Source organism: Capnocytophaga sp. oral taxon 332 str. F0381, from assembly GCF_000318275.2.
Classification (GTDB): Bacteria; Bacteroidota; Bacteroidia; order Flavobacteriales; family Flavobacteriaceae; genus Capnocytophaga; species Capnocytophaga bilenii.
Window position 1 is genome coordinate 1683 of record NZ_KB291344.1, and the last position, 22383, is coordinate 24065.

The following is a 22383-nucleotide window of genomic DNA, read 5'->3' on the forward strand; positions in this document are numbered from 1 at the left end:
ACCTTTTTCTGAATTGAAATTACATAAGTTTTAATTTTATAGACTATAATAAGATGGTACGAAAAAAAATAATTCTGATAAGTTTTCTTCTTTTTGTGTTCTTTTCTTGTAATTATACGAATAAGAGACCACAAAATAATAATGACCATTCTATCCATAAAACATCTATAATAGATACAGTTTCTATAACATCATTAGTAGGGAATGATGCTATAGATAAATATCTCAATCAATTCAAAAAAATAGCAGTAGACAGTATTATTCCTTGGGCAACAGATAAGAAAAATCCTTATTCTGAAACATTTATTATTGGAAATAATAAGATAAAATTCATACAAGGATTAAGAGCATTAGATTATAAATCAAATGAGAGACACTATACAATTAATGATAACACTATAAAAATTAGTAGAATTCTCATAGATAGCTTACCTGTAGACTTTGATAAAATAGCTATAGATTATGGTGAAAATGCTGAAGTTTATCAAAAAGATAATCTCATATTATTTGTAAATCAACCTATGGGCTGGAATGGGCTTTCAAATTCATATCGCTTAATTCAGATTCTAGATACGAAATCGTATGTTTGTTATGAGTGTTTAATAAATTATTCAAATATAATGTCAATAGTTCATTAACAACTTGATGCTTTATAACTTTTTATGATTGTCTTAAAAATAGTACCTTTAAACCACAAAATTATAGGAAAATATTAGTAGAGAGTTGAACATGTTATTAATCTGTTTTTATGAAAAATATAATCATAACCATATTAATTTTATTTTCATCATTAACTTCTTGTAAAGTAAAGGAAAAAGAAAATATGAATAAAGAATATCATTGGGTCGCTTATGTGAAACCTGTAGCGGGCTACCCTATAAGAACTTATCGCGGGGTAGTATATGGAAAAGATGGAGCTAGTAAATTTGGAACAAGTTCAAATTTTATATTTGAAAACGATTGTCCTTTTCCCCTTTTTTCAATAAGTAATGGAACACCAGGTCTTTTTAAAAATGCCGAAGAAGGTGAAGCTAAAGGGGTTCCTACTCACTTGGATGTTTCTTGGCTTTCGTATGTAGAAAAATGTGAATATCTCTTAGAAGATCAACCTTTAGACAGCGTTAAGATAGAAGAACTTTTAAAAGATAAGGTGTATACTCTTTCTCTTAATGAGAATGATATTGCTCCAAAAATAGAAGAGTATAATATATCTGTAGGTTTAGCTCCAGGAGGAGTGGTTTTTGTTTGGTTACACAACTATGGTAGGGTTGTAGAAGTAGGGCGTTACCAAGCAAAAAAGACAAAAGATATTCATTTTGTAACTAAAGAAGAAGCAAGTCAATATTATAAAAGAACAGGAGATGTTGTCTTGGATGAGCATACTATAGAAAATAGAGATTATGCTATAAAATTAGGTATGCCTAAGAAGAAAATATTGATGAAACACAATGAATGCGGTACACCTGTTACTGAAAGTTCTGTTAAAGAAGATGATATTCTTAAGATTCCTTATGGAATATGGGATACCTTTAGAAAACGTTATCCTTGGAAAATGACTCTTATTACCAAAGACAGAACAAAATTCATTCACTCTTATTATTACCAAGGTCTTAATCGTGAAATAGAAGAATTATTTGGTGAAAGAATATGGGGTGAAAATCAAATAGAAAAATATAGTATCCCTGAAAAATTTCGATACACAACCATTGCTCAAAGGTCAGTACCCTTTGTTGTATATATTAAATTTTATGATGAAAAAGGCATTATTTATAAAGCTTCTATCAAGTTCAATGTAAAAGAAGCAATGGATGTTTTTGAGAAAGCATTTAAGGGGCAAGAAGATAAGGCAGGAGAACTTATTGTAGAAGTGAATCAAGAAAAAACAGATATAAATGCTCACCTAAAAGTAGGAGAACGTAACGAATGGTTTTGCAATGGTAGTTTTTCTATATCTGAAGATGATGAATGGTAATAAAAAATGAATAACTATGGGTTGAATTGGCGTTGGTAACAAATTTGTGAAAATTGGTTGTACAAATAAAAAAAAGTTGTACCTTTGTCATTATTTAATAATCTTTTGCATTATGAAGAAAATATTTGTCATTTCACTTGTTTTATTGGGGGTTGTAGCTTGTAATAACCCTGACGAGGCTATTAAAGCATATCAGCAAGCAAGAACGAGTATGAATGTACCTTCTCAAGAGAAAGGTGATTTAAGCTCTTTATCTGTTACTCCTCTTTTGGAAGTGGAACCTGCTGAGTTTGCAAAAACTATAGGAGATTTTGAAAAAAAATACGATAGCTTGCTGTCAAACACTAAAAACTTACCAGCAGACTTTGTAGCTAATGAAAAGAAAAATAATGCTTATTATTTGCTGTACTTTAAATCGGAATATTATTTAAAGCACCTAGATTATGCTGAAGAAGATGCACCTATATTCAAAAAAATAGAGGAAGAACTCAGCAAAGTAGATACTGATAATGCAGCAGATTTTGATGCTTATCCGTCATATAAGGACTTGGTGTCTAATCTTTTTAGAGAAAAGATTAGGACTTACTTGAGAAAATATGAGTTTAATGACCCTTGGGGTAAAATTTTGGCTGATTTCAATACTTTGAAGTCAGAAAATATCAAAAAAAGCCTTGCTTTTGATCTATTGGAGGGTATTTCGCCTATTTCATCGGAAGAAACTAATGAAGCTTTGATAGCTTTATTGAAAGAAAATACAAAAGATGCTGAACTTCAACAAAAAGATATGTTGGACTATGTTATTGGTGAGCTAAATAGACTAAAGGCGGGACAGCCTTTTCCTCCTTTTGAAGGGGTGGTAGATATAAATGATAAACCTGTAAGCTATAAACAGCTGAACTTAGAAGGGAAAGCTATTTTTATAGATATATGGGCTACTTATTGTCCTGATTGTAGAAAACAATTGCCTGCCTTAGAGGAGTTGCAACAAGCGTATAAAGGGAAGCCAATCACTTTTGTAAGTATTTCGGTAGACCGAGATAAAGAGGCGTGGAAGGCGATGGTGAAAGAGAAAAAGCTGAGTGGGGTTCACTTATATGCGAGTCCTGAAGTGAAAAAATTATTTAATAATTTGTATGACTTGAGGAATATACCACGCTTTATGGCTGTAGATAAAGACGGGAAAATTGTATCTATCAATGCTCCAATGCCGAGTGATACTGAAAAAATGGCACAACTAATGAGCACTTTGGGACTTTAATATATTGCTTTATCAATCATATTTGTAATGCTTATTCCGAATACTTTTAATATAGCAGCTGAGGCGGATATTCTTCTTTCTATAGATTCTGAAGCAACACTTTTGGCTGCACTACAACAATATAAAAATCCGTTTGTTTTGGGTGGCGGGAGCAATATGTTGCTTACTCAGGATATTAAAGCACCTGTTTTTCATATATTACTAAAAGGTATTGAAAAAGTAAAAGAAACCGACACGCACATTTGGCTGAAAGCACAAGCGGGTGAAAATTGGCACCAGTTTGTGTTATACACTTTGCAACAGGGCTATGGAGGGCTTGAAAATTTGGCACTTATTTATGGCAATGTGGGGACTACTCCTATACAGAATATAGGGGCTTATGGGGTGGAGATTAAAGATGTGATGGAAAGTTGTGAGGCTATTAATATTCACACTTTGCAGAAACGAGTTTTCACTAATGAAGAATGTGCTTTTGGTTATCGGGAATCGGTGTTTAAAGGGAAAGAAAAGGGGAATTATATCATTACAGCGGTTACCTTTAAACTTACGAAAAAAAATCATAGGTTGCACACAACTTATGGGGCTATAGAGCAACAACTTCAGCAAGAGGGAATTACCCAACCAACGCCCTCTGATGTTGCAAAAGCAGTGATAGCTATACGCGAGCGCAAATTGCCTAATCCTGCGCAGATAGGCAATAGTGGTAGTTTTTTTAAAAATCCGATTATTAGCAAAGAGGCGTTTGTGACACTTCAGCAAAAATATCCTGCTATACCTCATTATCCTATTGATGAACAACAAGTGAAAGTACCCGCAGGCTGGCTTATAGATACTTGCGGACTGAAAGGTTATCGCAAAGGTGATGCGGGGGTACATACTGAACAAGCCTTAGTGCTTGTAAATTACGGTAAGGCTACAGGCAAGGAGGTATTGGCTGTGGCGCATTACGTTAGAGAACAAGTGCAGCAACAGTTTGGTATTTTATTAGAATTTGAGGTTAATATTTTTTAAATATTGGTGATAAAAAGGAGTTTTATTTAGCAAATATTTTTTATATTTGCGCCTTAAACGAAAAATTGTGGATATATCAGTAGTTATACCGCTCCTTAATGAGCAAGAATCATTGCCTGAATTGTATCAGTGGCTTACTAAAGTGCTTACAGCGCATAGTTATACCTATGAAATTCTTTTTGTAGATGATGGTAGTACTGACGGTTCGTGGCAGGTAATAAAAGGCTTATCGGCAGCAGATAAAAGGGTGCAGGGGATTCGTTTTTTGCGCAACTATGGCAAATCGCAAGCACTTAATGCGGGTTTTAAGCAAGCAAAAGGCGAGGTAGTTATTACTATGGATGCTGATTTGCAGGATAGTCCTGATGAGATACCTTCTTTGTATAAAATGATTACTGAAGAGGGATATGATTTGGTATCGGGCTGGAAGAAGAAACGTTACGATTCGGTATTGGCTAAAAATTTACCCTCAAAGTTGTTTAATTGGGCAGCGAGGAAAACATCGGGGCTTCAGCTTCACGATTTTAATTGTGGACTAAAGGCTTATAAGAATGAGGTGGTGAAAAATATAGATGTATCGGGTGAGATGCATCGTTATATACCTGTATTGGCAAAGAATGTAGGTTTTGGGCGTATTACTGAAAAGGTGGTACAACACCAAGCACGCAAGTACGGAGTTACTAAATTTGGGATGAGCCGTTTTATCAATGGTTTTTTAGACCTTATTACAATTAGTTTTTTATCGCATTTTGGCAAGCGACCGATGCATTTTTTTGGGGCACTTGGTGTACTGATGTTTTTTATAGGCTTTTTGTTTGCTGCTTATTTAGGTGTAGATAAACTTTTTATAAATACCAATGGGCGACTGATTGCCAATCGACCTGAATTTTATATTGCTTTAGTAACAATGGTTATAGGAACGCAGTTTTTTATAGCGGGCTTTTTGGGTGAGATGATTCTTAGGACAAAAAACAATGAGGAGCGTTATAAAATAAGAGAAGTATTACTTGAGGACAAATAATAAATAGCAAAATAAGAAATTACTAACAAAAATATATAATATAAGCGATGGAATATCAATTAAAAATATTTAATTCATTGACAGGTGAGAAAGAGGTGTTTGTACCTCTGCACGAGCATAATGTGGGAATGTATGTTTGTGGGCCTACAGTGTATAGCAATGTTCATTTAGGGAATGTGCGTACCTTTATGTCGTTTGATTTTATTTATAGGACGCTTAAGTTTTTGGGATATAAGGTGCGTTACGTAAGGAATATTACCGATGCGGGACACCTTACCGATGATGGAGATGTGAATAACGATCGCTTTGTAAAACAATCAAGGCTTGAGAAACTTGAGCCTATGGAGATTGTACAAAAATATACGGTTGATTTTCATAAAGTGTTGGAAGTGTTTAACCTTTTGCCACCTACCATTGAACCTACGGCTACGGGGCATATTTTGGAGCAAATACAGCTTACAGAGAAACTTTTGAAAGATGGGTTTGCGTATGAAAGTAACGGGTCGGTGTATTTTGATGTATTGGAATACAACAAACGCGGACTGAACTACGGAGAGCTTTCGCGTAGGAACATAGAAGAACTTTTTGCTAATACTCGTGATTTGGACGGGCAAGGAGAGAAGCGCAACCCACAGGATTTTGCGCTATGGAAAAAGGCATCGCCAGCTCATATTATGCGATGGGCATCACCCTGGGGCGATGGTTTCCCAGGTTGGCACCTCGAATGTACGGTGATGAGCACTAAATACCTTGGCAACCAATTTGATATTCACGGAGGGGGAATGGACTTGAAGTTTCCGCACCACGAGTGTGAAATAGCACAAGGGAAAGCAGGACACGGAGAAAGCCCCGTACGCTATTGGATGCACGCTAATATGCTGACGATGAATGGGCAACGTATGAGTAAATCAACAGGGAACTATATACTACCGATGCAATTGGTTACAGGAGATAATACTTTTTTTGAGAAACCTTTTGCCCCAGCGATTATTCGTTTTTGCTTTATGCAGGCACATTACCGCAGTGTATTAGATATATCTAACGAGGCGATGCTTGCTGCTGAGAAAGGATTTAATAGGCTAATGGAGGCAGTGAAAATAGTAAATGAGCTTACTACAGATGTACAACAACCTACTTCACTACCCATAAAAGAATGGAAACAGAAGTGTTATGATGCGCTTTTGGACGATTTTAACTCACCAATTCTCATAGCACATATTTTTGAAGCTGTAAAATGGATTTTCCAAGTGAAAAATGGAGAAGAGAAGATTTCAGTAGCAGAATTGGAAACGCTGAAAAGCTTGATAAACTCTTTTGTATTTGAGGTATTGGGCTTACAAAGTGAAGAACAAGTGAGCAGTAATAACGACAAGCTGGATGGAGTGTTGCAATTACTTATCGGTATGCGAATGGAGGCACGAGCTAATAAAGACTTTGCACTTTCAGACAAAATACGCGATGCGCTTTTAGCACTTGGTATTCAGCTAAAAGATGGTAAAGAAGGGACTACCTATCAGTTATAAGAAAAAAGTAATTTTATTATATCTTTGATTTTCAGGCGAAAAAGAAAAAATATTACAAAAAATATAGTTTTTTTTTACGAATGTTTTTTGTATTCTTTATAAAATGTATATCTTTGCGGTTTGAAGATTAAAAAGTTTAGTAATTAATTTAAAAAATGCAAAACAAGGGACTTATAAAACTATTTACACTGCTGTTTGGGCTTGTAAGTATCTACCAGCTCTCATTTACGTATGTAGCGGGTAGAGTAGAAGATGAAGCTAAGGCGTTTGCTGAGGCAAAAGTACCTAATACTCAGCAGGATTACGTTGGGAAGCGGGAAGCTGTAGAAGCTAAGTATTTAGACTCTATGTTAGGTAAAGATGTGTATAACATCGGTATTGCTAAATTTACTTTTGCGGAAGTAAAGGAAAAAGAATTGAACAGAGGTCTTGACCTTAAAGGGGGTATCAATGTGATACTTCAGATTTCTGTGCATGACATATTAAAAGGTCTTGCTAACAATTCTAAAGACCCGATATTTAATAAATCATTGGCAGATGCTGATGTTCAGTTACGCAAGACAGATAAGACATATTTGGATTTGTTTTTTGAAGCGTACGAAAAGAATGGGGGGAAATTAGCATCACCAGATGTATTTGCTAATAAAACGCTTAGTGATCAGATTAATTTTCAGATGAGCGATAGCGAAGTGCGTCCTATTATTAGGAAGAAAGTGGACGAATCTATCGTATCGGCATTTGAGGTATTGCGCAAACGTATTGATAAATTTGGAGTATCACAACCTAATATTCAACGATTAGGGGCTTCTGGTCGTATTCTAATAGAATTGCCTGGAGCTAAGGATATAGATCGTGTAAAGTCGCTTTTGCAAAGTACAGCCCAACTTGAGTTTTGGGAAACATTTAAAAATACAGAGGTAATTCCTTATATGCAGGCACTTAATGAGCAGCTTAAGAGTACTGTAAAAACAACAGCTACAACCGCTGCTGCAGATACACTTTCGGCTAATAGTGCTATAGACTCACTACTTACAGATGTGAAGAAGGACTCTGTACAACAAGGGAAAGCAAATCCGTTGTTTGATTTGTTGCAACCAGTAAAAACTTATGAAGGTTCGCCTGTAATTTTTACAGCAACTTTAAAAGACACTATGCAAATAAATAGCTATTTGCGTTCTAACGAGGCTAAACGTTTGTTGCCTGCGGAATTGCAATACGCTAAATTTGTATGGGGAAAACCAGAAAAGAAAACGTCATTTGTTGAACTTTATGCACTAAAAGGAAACCGAGATAACACTGCGCCACTAACAGGAGGTGTGATTACTCAAGCAGACCAGACCTATGATATGCATAGCAAGCCTGCAGTTTCTATGCAAATGGACGGAAAAGGAGCTCGTATTTGGGAAGCACTTACAGGTAAGGCATTTACAGAACGAGGTAATATAGCTATTGTACTTGACAATACTGTATATTCGGCGCCAGGGGTTACTACAGGAGCAATTTCGGGAGGTCGTTCAGAAATTACAGGTAACTTTACTTTGAATGAAGCGATAGACCTTGCAAATGTGTTGCGAGCTGGTAAACTGCCTGCAGGAGCTAACATAGTACAATCGGAAGTAGTGGGACCTTCATTGGGACAAGAAGCGATAGATAGTGGTATGAACTCATTCTTGATAGCAACAGTATTTATTTTTGCTTGGATGATTTTCTACTATGGACGAGCAGGTATTTATGCAGATGTGGCATTACTTGTAAATATACTTCTTATATTTGGAGTGTTGGCAAGTATAGGTGCTGTACTTACCTTGCCAGGTATTGCGGGTATCGTGCTTACTATAGGTATGGCAGTGGATGCGAACGTGCTTATCTTTGAGCGGTCGAAAGAGGAACTTGCTAAAGGTAAGAGTATTGATTTGGCGGTAATAGATGGTTTTAAAAATGCGTTATCATCAATCTTAGACTCTAATATTACTACAGGACTTACAGCGTTGATTTTGTTGTTCTTTGGTAGTGGTCCTATTCAAGGTTTTGCTACAACACTTATCATAGGTATTTTGACAACTCTATTTACAGCTATATTTATCACGCGTTTGCTTATTGATTATAGTGTAGAGAAACGTCACCCACTTTATTTTACTACTTCAATCACCAAAAATTGGTTTAGGAATGTAAATTTGAACTTTATAGGCAAACGTAAAGTGGGATATGCTATTTCAATAGGTCTTTCGATAATAGGTATAATTTCACTCTTTACAAGAGGGCTTGACCAAGGTATTGATTTTGTGGGAGGTAGAACCTATCAGGTACGTTTTCAACACGAAGTAGAGCCTACACAGATTGCACAATCATTACAAACTACTTTGGGAACTGTAGAGGTAAAAACTTTTGGTTCGCCTAACCAAGTGAAGATATCTACAAAATATAAAGTGCAAGAAGAAAGTACTGAAGTGGATAACGAAATACAAGAATTGTTGTATAAAGGATTGCAATCATACCTTCCTGAAGGAACAACTTACGAAAGTTTTGCACAAGCGAGTTCTACTGATAAAGTGGGTATTATGCAATCTATGAAAGTGGGACCTACGATAGCTGAGGATATTAAGAGCAGTGCATTTTGGTCGGTAATAGGTTCGCTAATTGTAATAGGCTTGTATATATTATTCCGTTTCCACAAATGGCAATTCTCGATGGGTGCGATAGTGTCATCGGCACACGACGTGCTAATGGTACTTGGTATTTACTCACTTACTTATAGTATTATGCCTTTCAATATGGAGATTGACCAAGCGTTTATAGCAGCGATATTGACGGTAGTGGGTTACTCACTGAACGATACGGTGATTATTTACGACCGTATAAGAGAGGTGATGCGTGAGCCACATTGGTCACGTGAGAAGATTAACCACGCTCTTAATACAACCCTTAGTCGTACATTGAATACTTCATTTACTACTTTGGCGGTATTGGTTACCATCTTTATTTTTGGTGGAGAAACACTTAGAGGCTTTATGTTTGCAATGATTATAGGTGTATTTGTAGGTACTTATTCATCTATATTTGTGGCAGCCCCTATTATTTATGATACCGTGAAAGACGAGGCAGAGCCCGTAGCAGAAGTAGCATAAATGATAAATAATTAAGATTTTTTAAATGTTAATAATGAGAGATTTGAGAGAGGTAACTTTCTCAAATCTCTTTTTTTTAAGGAATAAAAAATAAAAAACGAAAAAAAAAGAATTAAATATTTGCAAAATTCAATAATAAGTTATACATTTGCGCAATAAAACGGAATGTATAAATTAACTTAAAGAAAAACATAATTAATAATCAATACGATATGAAAATGTATGATGTAGTTATTATTGGTTCAGGTCCTGGAGGTTATGTAGCGGCAATTCGTTCGGGACAATTGGGCTTTAAGACCGCCCTTATAGAGAAGTATGATACTTTGGGAGGGACTTGCTTGAATGTGGGGTGTATTCCTTCTAAAGCTTTGTTGGACTCATCTCATCACTATGAAGATGTGATGAAACATCTTACAGATCACGGAATTGAAGTTACAGGTGAAGTGAAGTTGGATATTGAAAAAATGATTGCGAGGAAGGCTGCTGTAGTGGAACAGACTTGTGGCGGTGTGAAGTTTTTGATGGAGAAAAACAAAGTAGATGTTTTTACGGGTGTAGGGAGTTTTGTATCGCCTACTCAAATAAAAATCACTCCTAAGGAAGGGGAAGCAGAAGTAATTGAAGCGAAGCATACTATTATAGCTACAGGCTCAAAACCAGCTTCTTTGCCTTTTATAAAAATTGATAAGGAACGAATAATTACATCAACAGAGGCTTTGAAGCTAAAAGAAGTACCTAAACATTTGATAGTAATAGGAGGTGGTGTTATAGGATTGGAATTGGGACAAGTGTACAATCGTTTGGGGGCTAAAGTTTCGGTGGTGGAATACGCTGATAGTATAATTCCAACAATGGACAAAGGCTTAGGACGAGAGCTTACCAAGGTACTGAAAAAACAAGGTTTTACATTCTATACAAGCCATCAGGTGAAAGAAGTAACTCGTGATGGTAATATGGTGGTTGTGAAAGCGAATACACCTAAGGGTGAGGAGCTTGTACTTGAAGGAGACTATTGCCTGGTGGCTGTAGGTAGGCGCCCTTATACGGAGGGGCTGAACCTTGAAGCTGCAGGAGTACAAAAAGATGAGCGAGGTAGGGTAGCGGTGAATGACCACTTACAAACAAATGTACCTCATATCTATGCTATAGGCGATGTAGTGCGAGGTGCGATGCTTGCTCATAAAGCAGAAGAAGAAGGTGTGGTGGTAGTGGAACAATTGGCAGGGCAAAAGCCTCACGTGGATTACAATCTTATCCCAGGGGTAGTATATACTTGGCCAGAAGTAGCATCGGTGGGCAAAACAGAAGAACAATTGAAAGCAGAGAATACGGCTTATAAGGTAGGACAGTTTGCTTTTCGTGCGTTGGGGCGTGCTCGTGCAAGTATGGATACTGATGGTTTTGTAAAAATATTGGCAGATAAAACAACTGATGAGGTGCTAGGCGTTCATATAATAGGAGCTCGTGCAGCGGATATGATAGCAGAAGCTGTTACTGCTATGGAGTTTAAAGCAAGTGCTGAAGATATAGCGCGTATATGTCACGCACACCCTACTTTTACAGAAGCTATAAAAGAGGCTGCCCTTGCAGCTACAGAAAACCGAGCTATTCACGCCTAATGAGTAGCTACTATATAGAAAAAGCTACCAAAAAAATGTAATTACTCTTTTTTGGGTAGCTTTTTTTGATACTACTATAAATATTATTAACAATTATTAGAAGGATATTGCATAATATTTAAAAGCCTATATGATAAACTTCAATTTATTGTGAGAATGAAAATAGAAGAAATGAAAAAAATATATTAAAAAATATATTAAAAAATTTTCGTAATTAAAAGAAATAGTTTATCTTTGCGGCACAAAAGAGGTGTAAAACTAAAAACTAATAACAAATAACTGAGAACTAAAATGGGTACACAATTTAATGACACTAAGACAGCTTTTGAGCTTAAAAGCGATTCGGAACTAAACTGGGCTTATTGGCTATTTAAAATGATAGGCAATAATACACTTATCAATGTGGGGACAGCTTTGACGAATTTTTCGTTGAAATTACATCTTCCTGTAGAAGGGATGATTCGCAGCACGGTATTTAACCAATTTTGCGGAGGTATTTCGGAACAAGATTGCTTGCCTGTAATTAAGAAAATGCACGAAAAAGGAGTAGGTTCTGTTTTGGACTACTCTGTAGAGGGTAAGGACGATGAAGCGTCATTGGAAGCTACATTTAAAAAGACAATGGAAACTATTGATTTTGGGAATAAACACCGCAATGATGGTATCCCAATTGTGGTTTTCAAACCTACAGGATTTGGTAGATTTGCAGTTTTCCAAAAAGTTACAGAGGGGAAAGAATTGACTGAAGCAGAGAAGAAAGAATGGGAACGCATCAGGGAACGTTTTGATGCTGCTTGCAAGAAAGCTTATGAATACAATATTCCTATTTTGGTGGATGCTGAGGAAAGCTGGATGCAAACAGCTGCTGATGACCTTGTAGAAGAAATGATGCGCAAATACAACAAAAAAGAGCCTATTGTATATGGTACTCTTCAAATGTATCGCCACGATAGGTTGCCTTACTTGAAAGCGCTTTACGAACGTGCGGTGAAAGATGACTTCTATATAGGTATGAAAATAGTGCGTGGTGCTTATATGGAGAAAGAAAATGAACGTGCAGCTGAAATGGGCTACCCAACTCCTATTTGTGCAAACAAACAGGCTACAGATGATAACTATGATGCAATGCTTCGCTTTATATTGGATCATATAGATCGTATTTCGCTATTTGCGGGTACTCACAATGAAAAGAGTGCGGCTTTGCTAATGAATTTGATGAAAGAAAAAGGTTTGAAACCTAACGATAAGCGAGTATGGTTGGCACAATTGTATGGTATGAGTGATCATATTAGCTTTAATGCTTCAAAAGAGCATTATAACGTAGCTAAATACTTGCCTTTTGGTCCTGTTCGTGAAGTGATGCCATACCTGATTAGACGTGCTGAAGAAAATACTTCGGTAGCAGGGCAAACGGGTAGGGAATTGATGCTACTTGAGGCAGAGAAAAAGAGACGTAAAGCGGCTAAAGCCTAATGTGAATGATAGAGAATGACAAGAGAGGTGTTCGTGAAAAATAAGTTTTTTGTGGACACCTTTTTTGTAATTAAAAAAATAGTTGTATTTTTGCGCCATTATTGCTAATATTTTTTATAGGAAAAAGGATGTCGGGTTCAATAGAATCATTTAATAAACGCAGGTTACTTACTTCGTATTTTTCGGTGATAGTGAGTATTACTTTGGTACTCTTTTTGTTGGCGTTTTTTATGTTTTTAGTACTTAGTACTAAAAAGTTAGCCAACCATTTTAAAGAGCAAGTAACGGTTACGATTCTGATAAAAGATAAAGCGAAAGATGTGGATATTACGCAATTACAGAAAACGCTATCGGTAGCACCTTTTGTGAAATCTATTAAATTTATATCAAAAGAAGAAGCAGCTGAAACTTTTAGTAAAGATATAGGGGAAGATTTTGTAACTTTTATAGGCACTAATCCGCTTCAGAATGCGATAGACTTGAGCTTGAAGGCTGAATATGCTGATCCTGATAAGATGCAGGAAATAAAACGAGATTTGGAACAACACACTTTTGTATCGGAAGTGGTGTACGACCAGTCGTTAGTAGCTCTTATTCACGAAAATGTAAATAGGATAGGGTTTATAACTTTGGTATTTAGTGTGTTATTTACGTTTGTTTCGGTATTACTAATTAATGCATCTATAAGGCTATCGATTTACTCTAAGCGTTTTATTATTAAGACGATGCAACTTGTGGGGGCTACGCGTAGTTTTATACGCCGTCCGTTTATTTATACGAATGTGAAGTTGGGGATATTTAGTGCTTTTGTAGCAATAACTTTTTTTAGTTTGGCACTTTTCTCTATCATAAAATCATATCCTGATTTTGCTGTACTGCTTGATGCTACAGTGCTTACAGTAGTTTTTATAGGTGTTTTTGTAATGGGGATACTCATTAGCTGGGGGAGTACTTTTTTTGCCACTCAGCGTTTTTTGAACTTGAACACGAACGAATTATATTATTAAATAGTAAAATTGTATTTGATGAAACACCATTCAACCCTTTTGTTTAAAGAAAAGAATTATTTTTTTATGTTGCTGGGTTTTGCTATCATTGCACTTGGTTTTATACTGATGAGCGGTGGAGGAAGTGATAATCCGGCTGTTTTTGATTTTTCGGTATTTAGTTTTAGGCGTATTCACTTAGCACCTACTTTGGTACTTTTAGGATTTGCAGTGGAAATATATGCTATACTGATAGAGACAAAGCCTAAAAACACTACTAACGAAAAAAGTAAATAACAATGAATACATTACAAGCTATTATCATAGCGATTATTGAGGGGCTTACAGAGTACTTACCTATATCTTCTACTGCGCATATGGGGTTTACGGCATCACTATTGGGAGTGCCTGAAGATGAGTATTTGAAATGTTTTCAGGTATCAATACAATTTGGTGCGATCTTATCTATAGTGGTACTTTACTGGCGTAAGTTTTTTGATTTTTCTAATTTTAATTTTTATATCAAATTGGCTTGTGCTGTAGTACCTGCACTTATTTTGGGAATGCTTTTTGATGATAAGATAGAGGCTGTACTTGGTAACCAAAAGGCTATTGCTATTACACTGATATTGGGTGGGGTTATTTTGATATTTGTAGATAGATGGTTTAAGCATCAGAGAATAGATAATGAAAAGGAAATAGGACTGAAAAAAGCAGTTATTATTGGTTTTTGGCAGTGTTTGGCGATGATGCCAGGCACCTCACGTTCGGCAGCTTCTATTATTGGGGGGATGACACAAGGACTAACGCGTAAGGCTGCTGCTGAATTTTCTTTTTTCTTGGCGGTACCTACGATGTTGGCAGTGACGGTGTATTCGCTTTTTTTGAAAAAGTGGGGTGCTGAAGGAGAACTTCAACAAAAGGGATATGAATTGGTAATGGCTTCATCAGAAAGTTTTTGGCTTTTTATTTTAGGCAACATAGTAGCTTTTGTGGTAGCGATGATAGCGGTAAAGTTTTTTATACATATACTTACTAAATTTGGATTTAAAGTTTGGGGTATTTATCGTATTGTTATAGGTACTTTGCTACTATTTATTCTTTAAAATATATACTATTATTTTGTTGAAAGCTGTATTTATAATTTTAAGCTGTTTATTTTTTTGTGAATTAAGAGCACAAAATGATAGCCTACAGGTATCTTCTTTATTATCGCAAAAACGAAAGGTACAAGAATGTTTATTACCTGCTTCACTTATTACAGTAGGGGTAATTTCTAACGCTACTTTCATTAATCGTTATGTGCAGCGACAAGCTTATCATTATTCGGGGGGGGGAAAGTTGCGTTTTGATGATTATATACAATATGTACCTTTGGCAAGTGTGTTTGCATTCAGTAATTTAGGTGTAAAGCCAAAACATACCATCAAGGAACGACTTATAGTGGGAGCTACAGCGTATGCTATTATGGGTGCAGTGGTGAATGGAATAAAATATACGGCTAAGATACGTAGACCTGATAATAGTGCTTATAATTCGTTTCCTTCGGGGCATACCGCCAATGTATTTACGGGTATGGAGATGCTTTGGCAGGAGTATAAAGACGATAATATATGGATAGGAATTGGAGGTTATACTATAGCAACTACAGTAGGGGCTATGCGGATTTACAATAATCGTCATTGGATAGGTGATGTATTGGTGGGTGCTGGGGTTGGTATTTTGAGCGTGAGAGTAGCTTATTGGCTTTTACCCTATACTTCAAAATGGTTTGCTGGAAAACGGCAAGAAGAAAAAAACTTGGCTACTGCAGCTCTTTATCCTGTTTATTCGTCAGGGACAATGGGTGTAGGGCTGATTATCAATTATTAATTGTCTGCAAAAAAAGAGATTGATTTGTTTCGCTTGATATTAAATATAGTTCCTCGTACTTGGCTTATAAAATTGAGCTATATAGTACGTCCGTTTTTGACATTCTATTTGCGAGGAGAGACGTATGAAGATCCTATTGATGGGAAGAGGTTTAGGCGTTTTTTGCCATATGGTTATACTAAAAAGCGGGCTAATGTGTTATCACCTTCTACCTTATCGTTGGAAAGGCATAGGCTATTGTGGTTGTATTTGAAAAGAGAAACTACTTTTTTTGATAAACCATTGAAGGTGTTGCACGTAGCACCTGAACAGGCTTTTTATAAAAGATTTAGGAAGCAGGCTAATCTTGATTATATTACAACCGATCTCAATTCGCCTTTGGCAGATGTGAAAGCAGATTTATGTAACTTACCTTTTGCAGATGAGAGCTTTGATGTGATATTCTGCAATCACGTGTTGGAACATATTTCAAATGATAGGAAGGCTATGCAAGAATTACACAGGGTAATGAAGCAAGGTGGTTGGGGGATTTTTCAGGTGCCACAGGATTATAATAGAGCAGTTACCTTTGAAGATGAGACTATTACAGACCCCAAGGAACGGACACGTATATTTGGACAGTATGATCACGTGCGGGTATATGGTTTGGATTATTTTGACAAATTACGTGCTGTAGGTTTTGTGGTTGAAGAAGTGCCATATGGCAGGAGGCTCACAAAAACAGAGATAGAACGTTATAGAGTGGTGGAAGAGGAAATACTTCCTATTTGTAAAAAGCTAAAAATCAGTAACTAAGGAGAAGAGGTTAAAAGGAAATTAATGGTTTGTTAATGTAAATGTAAAAATAATTTGTTATTTTCTTGTAAGTTATAAAAATAAAGAGTACTTTTGCGCCGAGATAAGTGAAATATGAAAAAAATATTAACATTAGTTACTATAATTTTAATATCTTGCCAGCCTAAAAACAGAGAGGCTATTTATTTGATAGAAGGAGAGGCGCAAGGCTCTACTTATCATATTAAGTATATTTCTGACACTAAAGAGGATTTGAAGCCTGCTATTGATTCTATACTGAGAGTAATAGATTTATCACTATCAACTTATCTTCCTGCGTCGGCAATAACAAAGATAAACGAGGGTGATAGTACTGTGGTAGTTGATAATCATTTTAGGACGGTTTTTGAGGCATCACAACAGATATGGCGAGAAAGTGGAGGGCTTTTTGATCCTACCGTAGGGGTATTGGTTAATGCTTGGGGATTTGGTAAGAAAAAAATAGAAGAATCTGACTTGCCTACAGATGAAACGTTGGAGAAGCTGAAGCAGTATGTGGGGTTTGATAAAGTGCAGCTTACAGATGATAATCATATAAGGAAAAAGGATTCCCATATATTGTTTGATTTTAATGCTATAGCGCAAGGATATACTTCGGATGTAGTAGCTGCGTACTTGAATACCAAAGGGATAAAGAATTATATAGTGGAGATAGCTGGGGAGATGTTTTTGAGAGGTAAGAATGTAGTGGATAATAAACCTTGGACTATAGGGGTTGAAAATCCTATTAAACCTTTAGATGATAAGGAATTGATAGCTACAATTCAATTTAGTGATAAAGGGCTGGCAACTTCGGGCAATTATCGCAAAGTGTGGGTGGATAGTAATGGCAGGAAATATGTACATTCTATAAATCCGATTACGGGAAAATCAACACCGAGTGATGTGCTGAGTGCTACTGTGGTAGCCCCAACGACAATGTATGCAGATGGTTATGCAACAATGTTTATGGTGATGGGATTGGAAAAAAGTAAAATGTTCTTAGAAAAACATCCTGATATGGCGGTATTATTGGTGTATAGTAATGATAAGAATGAAGAACTTATTTTTAAAACAAAATCTTTTGAGAAATTGATTGTATATTAAATAGAAAATTAAATTATTTTTTATATCGGAAGGCAAATATGAAAGTAAAATTTTTAACATTGTTCTTAGGGGGGCTTTTATTATTTTCGTGTGATTCGGAAAAGAAAACTCCTAAATATCAAGAGTTTGAAGGTATAGCAGGGACTGTAGAATATAGGGTTAAATATATTTCTACTGATACAACTAGCTTGAAATCATCGGTTGATTCAATTGTAAGGGTTATTGATAACTCACTCTCAGTTTATAATGAAGAGTCTATACTTTCAAAAATTAATAAAGGATATGTACCTACTAAGGCAGATGAACACTTTAAAAAAGTGTATACTGCTGCTAGTGAAGTATGGAAAGAAAGTGGAGGAATGTATGACCCTACCGTGGGTATATTTGTAAAAGTATGGGGATTTGGAGGAGAATCGGTACAGCCTATCTCTGACCTTCCTACAGATAAGTTGCTTGACAGCTTAAAACGTTATGTGGGTTTTGATAAGGTAAAAATAGATGCTGATGGTTATGTAAAGAAGGAATCTCAAGCTATTCAAATAGATTTGACTTCAGTAGTGAGAGGTTATACCGTAGATGTTATTGGAGACTTTTTGAAAAAGAAAGGGATAGATAATTATGTGGTGAAAGTGGCTGGAGAGATAAAAGCAAGCGGTAAGGATATTATTGATGGGAAAACTTGGGTGATAGATGTAGTTGATCCTTATCAATTAGATGATAATTATAGTGAAATTACTTTGAAATTAGATAATGAGGCAGTATCTACTGATGAAAGTTTTCGCCGTGTGTGGATTGATGGTACAGGGAAGCGTTTTGTGCATATTATCAATCCTTTTACAGGAAAACCATTGGAGAGTGAAATGCTAAGTGCTACTGTAGTAACAAAATCATCACGACAATCTGATTCGTATGCTACAATGTTTATGCTTATAGGGCTTGAAAAAAGTAAAGCATTTTTATCTAAACATCCTGAAATAAAAGCATTATTAATATATAGTGATAAGGATAATAAAGTGCAGTCTTTTATGACTGAGAATATGAAGCCTTTATTGGTTGAACATAAATAAGAGGAGTTTTTATTGATAATATGAAAGTAGTTGTTTTTAATTTATAAACAACTACTTTTTTTAATGTAGAAAATTATGATAGGAATTATAGGTGCAATGGAACTTGAAATAGCTCTTTTAAAAGAAGCTATTAGTAATTGTAAAGAAACGAAAATAGGGAAATTTACGTTCTATGAGGGTATTCTTGAGGGGAAAGCTGTAGTGGTGCTACTTTCGGGCATAGGAAAAGTGAGTGCAGCTGTAGGAACTACGTTACTTATAGAACGTTATCATCCTAAACTTATTGTAAATACAGGTACTGCAGGGGGGCTTGCAGATACTTTAGTGCACGATATTATCTTGGCTACAGAAGTGTGCTATCACGATGTAGATGTTACGGCTTTTGGCTATAAAATAGGTCAGCAAGCACAGATGCCACCGGCTTTTAAAGCAGATGAGTTATACTCGGGGGTGATAAAAGAGGTTGCAGAAAAGCATCGGTATACGATGCATTACGGGCAGGTAGTGAGTGGGGACTCATTTATATCAGACCCTAATAGGCTTCAGCAAATAGCTAATACTTTTCCTGACGCTAAGGCTGTAGAAATGGAAGCTGCTGCTATTGCACAGACTTGTTATCTATTGTCAGTTCCTTTTGTAATGCTGCGTGCCATCTCGGATAAGGCTGGTGAGGGTAATGCTATATCCTATAACGAGTTTGTAGAGGAAGCAGGGCGTATATCGGCAAGGATTGTGAAAGATTTTTGTGGATTATCTAATACTTTCTAAGATTTCTTCATATAGGGATAGCTCTTCTAAAGAAATATCATTCTTAAAACAATCAATGAGATAATTACGCCATTGAAATGCGTTTTCATCAGAAAGAGCTTCATTTTTATTAATAATAAAAGTCTTTTTAATATCATTAAGGAAGGTACTATCATTGCCTTCCCTTTTTTTTATGGTATTGATAATCTTCTTTACTTCTTTTTCTATTTTCTTTAGGTTGTTTTTGTCAGTTTCGCCGCTGATAGTGAGATAATATTTTGGACTTGGGTAAGGTAGTAGGTCTATTCCTACATAAGGGGAGTATATCCAGCCGTTTTTTTCGCGTATTTCGCTAATGACAGCCTTACGCACTATTTCACAGAATAATTTGGCTGATAGAGTTCCTTTTAGTCCTTTTTCATAGGTATCGGTATAGAGAATTGTGAAAGCTGTACGATTGTTGTTTTGAGGTGCTTTTAGTGTTTTAAATGAAGGTATTATTTTTTTCTTTTCTTTTACAATAGTAGTGGTAAGGGTGCTGGATAGGGTGCTTAACATTCCTACTAAGTTGTTTTTTACTTCTTCTACATTGAAATTACCTGTTACAACACATAGCAATCCGTTAGCGGATAAAAAGTGCTTTTGATAGTAGTGGTGTAGGGTTTCTAAATCGGTATTTAGAATATCGTTGGTGGTTTTAGGGGTACTGGTAAATGTATGAAAACCTTGTTTTAGGGCTTCAATTTTGAAATCTAATAGCCTAATAGGGTCGGAGGGGAGGGGGGGGCGCTTTTGAAGTGAAGATTGTAGTTCTTCTTGTTTTAACAGCTCGAAATTTTCAAAATCGAGGGCTGGGTGTTGTAGTTTTTGCTGTATGAGGTTGCATAATAATTTGCTTTCGCTAACGGGAGCCGTTGCCATTGCTAAATGGTGGTAGGCTTCGGTTCCGATGATGAATGATAGGTTGTTTTGATATAAAAATTCTTCATAGAGGTCTCCTGTGAAGCTTTGTATACCTCCCATATGTACATACGACAGCAGGTCTTCATATAGTTTAAATTCTTTTTTTGGTAATAGTGCATAGCCACCTTTGAAAAGGAGGCTAATATTGAGCGTATTGTCATTTTGTGTGGGTTTGAAGTAGATAGTAGCTCCATTGCTGAGCTTGATACGATGTATTTTTAGTGTACTGAAGTAGGTTTCTTCGGTAATCATTGAAGAGGAGTAAGCTATATCGTTGGTGAGTATTGCGGGGGAGGCTATAGGGGCAGTAGAGGTGTTTTCAGCAAAGGAAGGAGTTATGGTTATGGGTGTTTTTTTGCCTTCGGCTATGAGATTTTGTATTTCGCTGTAGGTTATGTTGCCTTCATTGGTGGTATAAATGGCTATAGGAGTTGTGGTTGCTAAAGGATAATAGTTTAACATTTTACAGAAGGTATTGCAGGATTCTTGCCATTGATTGAGATTGAGATTTTGTAATATGTTTATTAGTTTTTCTTTGTCTTGCTGGGTAGCTATAAATTCTTCGTTGAAGATGAAAGCATCAATGAAGTTCATTGCCCACTCGCTGGAGATGCGTTGGGTGGGAATTTGGTCTATTTCTTGTATTACTTTGGCTAAAACATTATCTATTTCTTCTTGTGTGATGTTGTTTTTTATACCTTCTATGATAGAAAAGGTGTTTTTGAGTTCTTTTTTGATGTCTTCGGCAGTAATTTCTATTTCGATGAAACATAATTGTTGTAAATACCAATAGTTGCTGATAGTTACTTCTTTATTGGCAGCTTTCATTCGGTTTTTGAGAAGGTTGATAACTACTTTTTGTATATAATCTTCTACTATTCCTCTCCAATGGGTGCTGTTGTACTTCTTTGGATAGAGTAGGGTGAGGGTATCTTTTCCTTTTTTTCCTTTTTCGGTGTCTAAAAAATATGGTTTTTCTGCAAAAAGAACGCTATTTAGTGTAGATATTGCAGGCAGTTCATTTTTGTTTAAAAGAGTTTTAAATGTATTTTCAATGGATTTTACAGTGCTAGAGGTAGCTACATCGCCTACAACTATGACGGTTGCGTATTGTGGAGTGTAATATTGCTGATAAAAATCTAATAGGTCTTTTTGAGTAATTTTTTGGACTTGTTCTTTGGTTCCTATGGGCAGGCGTGATAAGTGTGGGTCGTAACCTACTTTTATGGGGTTCAGGTCTTTACGAGGTTGGTAGCTGGCGATTTCTTCAGTGATGATACGGCGTTCTTTTTCTATATTTTCGGGGGTAATAGACATATTATAGAGCCAATCGGCGAGGATATCAATAGTTTTTTGCAGTTGTTGTTCGTTGATGTTAGAAAGACTGATGCTATAGACGGTGCGGTCATCGGTAGTATAGGCGTTGATAGTTTCGCCAAATTTAGCTCCCAAGCTTTCCCAAAAGGCAATGGCTTGGTTATTGGGGTAGTTCTTAGAGCCATTGAAGGCGAGGTGCTCTATAAAATGAGCTACCCCTTCATTATTTTTATTTTCTTGAGCTGAGCCTACACGTAGGCAGAGGCGTATTTCTACTTTATTTTTCGGGGTATTATTAGGCATTACCACATAGGTAAAGCCTGTATGGAGTGTTTTTTTGATGGTGTTTTCGGGAAGAGCGAGGGTTGTGGATTGTGGGTATAGGTGGTTTATGATGATAAAGAACAAGAGGTATAGATAAAATTGTCGCATTACTATTAAATAAAATAACTTCGGCAAAGATATGAAATCTTTGCCGAAGTACCAATAAAATAGGGTTTATCTTTCGC

18 protein-coding genes are annotated in these 22383 nt (G+C 36.1%); 17 read left to right on the forward strand and 1 reads right to left on the reverse strand.

Annotation, left to right across the window (positions count from 1 at the left end; translation table 11 throughout):
* Window positions 1-53 precede the first annotated feature (53 nt).
* The 17 genes from HMPREF9075_RS11185 (at window position 54) to HMPREF9075_RS11265 (ending at window position 19615) form a co-directional block, all read left to right on the forward strand.
* Window positions 54-638: a hypothetical protein gene (locus tag HMPREF9075_RS11185; protein WP_009416701.1), complete on the forward strand. Its 585-nt coding sequence runs from the start codon at window positions 54-56 to the stop codon at window positions 636-638.
* A 110-nt stretch (window positions 639-748) separates the two neighbouring features.
* A complete protein-coding gene (locus HMPREF9075_RS13930; RefSeq protein WP_009416702.1) occupies window positions 749-1972 on the forward strand; it encodes a DUF2931 family protein in 1224 nt (407 codons plus the stop codon).
* 112 nt (window positions 1973-2084) lie between these two features.
* A complete protein-coding gene (locus HMPREF9075_RS11195; RefSeq protein WP_009416703.1) occupies window positions 2085-3230 on the forward strand; it encodes a TlpA disulfide reductase family protein in 1146 nt (381 codons plus the stop codon).
* 27 nt (window positions 3231-3257) lie between these two features.
* Window positions 3258-4241 carry a UDP-N-acetylmuramate dehydrogenase gene (gene murB, locus HMPREF9075_RS11200; protein ID WP_009416704.1) on the forward strand — a complete coding sequence of 328 codons (984 nt, stop codon included), beginning with the start codon at window positions 3258-3260 and terminating at the stop codon, window positions 4239-4241.
* A gap of 67 nt (window positions 4242-4308) precedes the next feature.
* On the forward strand, window positions 4309-5262 hold the full coding sequence (locus HMPREF9075_RS11205) for a glycosyltransferase family 2 protein (RefSeq protein ID WP_009416705.1): 954 nt from the start codon (window positions 4309-4311) through the stop codon (window positions 5260-5262).
* A gap of 47 nt (window positions 5263-5309) precedes the next feature.
* Entirely contained in the window at window positions 5310-6785 is a 1476-nt protein-coding gene (cysS, locus tag HMPREF9075_RS11210; RefSeq protein ID WP_009416706.1) for a cysteine--tRNA ligase, read from the forward strand.
* Window positions 6786-6940: 155 nt separating this feature from the next.
* Entirely contained in the window at window positions 6941-9910 is a 2970-nt protein-coding gene (gene secDF, locus HMPREF9075_RS11215) for a protein translocase subunit SecDF (RefSeq protein WP_009416707.1), read from the forward strand.
* Window positions 9911-10122: 212 nt separating this feature from the next.
* Window positions 10123-11529 carry a dihydrolipoyl dehydrogenase gene (gene lpdA / locus HMPREF9075_RS11220; RefSeq protein ID WP_009416708.1) on the forward strand — a complete coding sequence of 469 codons (1407 nt, stop codon included), beginning with the start codon at window positions 10123-10125 and terminating at the stop codon, window positions 11527-11529.
* A gap of 291 nt (window positions 11530-11820) precedes the next feature.
* Entirely contained in the window at window positions 11821-13002 is a 1182-nt protein-coding gene (locus HMPREF9075_RS11225) for a proline dehydrogenase family protein (protein WP_009416709.1), read from the forward strand.
* 128 nt (window positions 13003-13130) lie between these two features.
* The gene (locus HMPREF9075_RS11230) at window positions 13131-14009 is read left to right on the forward strand and encodes an ABC transporter permease (RefSeq protein ID WP_034557645.1); all 879 of its coding nucleotides are present in this window, start codon (window positions 13131-13133) and stop codon (window positions 14007-14009) included.
* Between the two features lie 18 nt (window positions 14010-14027).
* A complete protein-coding gene (locus tag HMPREF9075_RS11235) occupies window positions 14028-14285 on the forward strand; it encodes a DUF3098 domain-containing protein (RefSeq protein WP_009416711.1) in 258 nt (85 codons plus the stop codon).
* A gap of 2 nt (window positions 14286-14287) precedes the next feature.
* Window positions 14288-15094, forward strand: coding sequence for an undecaprenyl-diphosphate phosphatase (locus HMPREF9075_RS11240; protein WP_009416712.1), 807 nt, complete (start codon window positions 14288-14290; stop codon window positions 15092-15094).
* Window positions 15095-15113: 19 nt separating this feature from the next.
* Window positions 15114-15860, forward strand: a complete 747-nt coding sequence (locus HMPREF9075_RS11245) for a phosphatase PAP2 family protein (protein ID WP_034557647.1) — start codon at window positions 15114-15116, stop codon at window positions 15858-15860.
* An 18-nt stretch (window positions 15861-15878) separates the two neighbouring features.
* The gene (locus HMPREF9075_RS11250) at window positions 15879-16655 is read left to right on the forward strand and encodes a class I SAM-dependent methyltransferase (RefSeq protein WP_034557683.1); all 777 of its coding nucleotides are present in this window, start codon (window positions 15879-15881) and stop codon (window positions 16653-16655) included.
* A 114-nt stretch (window positions 16656-16769) separates the two neighbouring features.
* Entirely contained in the window at window positions 16770-17780 is a 1011-nt protein-coding gene (locus HMPREF9075_RS11255) for an FAD:protein FMN transferase (protein WP_009416716.1), read from the forward strand.
* 38 nt (window positions 17781-17818) lie between these two features.
* Window positions 17819-18847 carry an FAD:protein FMN transferase gene (locus HMPREF9075_RS11260; protein ID WP_009416717.1) on the forward strand — a complete coding sequence of 343 codons (1029 nt, stop codon included), beginning with the start codon at window positions 17819-17821 and terminating at the stop codon, window positions 18845-18847.
* A gap of 72 nt (window positions 18848-18919) precedes the next feature.
* On the forward strand, window positions 18920-19615 hold the full coding sequence (locus HMPREF9075_RS11265; protein ID WP_034557649.1) for a 5'-methylthioadenosine/adenosylhomocysteine nucleosidase: 696 nt from the start codon (window positions 18920-18922) through the stop codon (window positions 19613-19615).
* Here HMPREF9075_RS11265 and HMPREF9075_RS11270 read toward each other — a convergent pair.
* Window positions 19598-22306, reverse strand: coding sequence for a M16 family metallopeptidase (locus tag HMPREF9075_RS11270; RefSeq protein ID WP_034557652.1), 2709 nt, complete (start codon window positions 22304-22306; stop codon window positions 19598-19600). The genes HMPREF9075_RS11265 and HMPREF9075_RS11270 overlap by 18 nt on opposite strands.
* Window positions 22307-22383 lie beyond the last annotated feature (77 nt).

What these genes read in the sequence shown, in the direction of transcription:
- HMPREF9075_RS11185 (WP_009416701.1), top strand. Translation starts at nt 54, where the DNA reads ATGGTACGAAAAAAAATAATTCTGATAAGTTTTCTTCTTTTTGTGTTC.
- HMPREF9075_RS13930 (WP_009416702.1), top strand. Translation starts at nt 749, where the DNA reads ATGAAAAATATAATCATAACCATATTAATTTTATTTTCATCATTAACT.
- HMPREF9075_RS11195 (WP_009416703.1), top strand. Translation starts at nt 2,085, where the DNA reads ATGAAGAAAATATTTGTCATTTCACTTGTTTTATTGGGGGTTGTAGCT.
- murB (WP_009416704.1), top strand. Translation starts at nt 3,258, where the DNA reads ATGCTTATTCCGAATACTTTTAATATAGCAGCTGAGGCGGATATTCTT.
- cysS (WP_009416706.1), top strand. Translation starts at nt 5,310, where the DNA reads ATGGAATATCAATTAAAAATATTTAATTCATTGACAGGTGAGAAAGAG.
- secDF (WP_009416707.1), top strand. Translation starts at nt 6,941, where the DNA reads ATGCAAAACAAGGGACTTATAAAACTATTTACACTGCTGTTTGGGCTT.
- lpdA (WP_009416708.1), top strand. Translation starts at nt 10,123, where the DNA reads ATGAAAATGTATGATGTAGTTATTATTGGTTCAGGTCCTGGAGGTTAT.
- HMPREF9075_RS11225 (WP_009416709.1), top strand. Translation starts at nt 11,821, where the DNA reads ATGGGTACACAATTTAATGACACTAAGACAGCTTTTGAGCTTAAAAGC.
- HMPREF9075_RS11230 (WP_034557645.1), top strand. Translation starts at nt 13,131, where the DNA reads ATGTCGGGTTCAATAGAATCATTTAATAAACGCAGGTTACTTACTTCG.
- HMPREF9075_RS11235 (WP_009416711.1), top strand. Translation starts at nt 14,028, where the DNA reads ATGAAACACCATTCAACCCTTTTGTTTAAAGAAAAGAATTATTTTTTT.
- HMPREF9075_RS11240 (WP_009416712.1), top strand. Translation starts at nt 14,288, where the DNA reads ATGAATACATTACAAGCTATTATCATAGCGATTATTGAGGGGCTTACA.
- HMPREF9075_RS11255 (WP_009416716.1), top strand. Translation starts at nt 16,770, where the DNA reads ATGAAAAAAATATTAACATTAGTTACTATAATTTTAATATCTTGCCAG.
- HMPREF9075_RS11260 (WP_009416717.1), top strand. Translation starts at nt 17,819, where the DNA reads ATGAAAGTAAAATTTTTAACATTGTTCTTAGGGGGGCTTTTATTATTT.
- HMPREF9075_RS11270 (WP_034557652.1), bottom strand. Translation starts at nt 22,306, where the DNA reads ATGCGACAATTTTATCTATACCTCTTGTTCTTTATCATCATAAACCAC.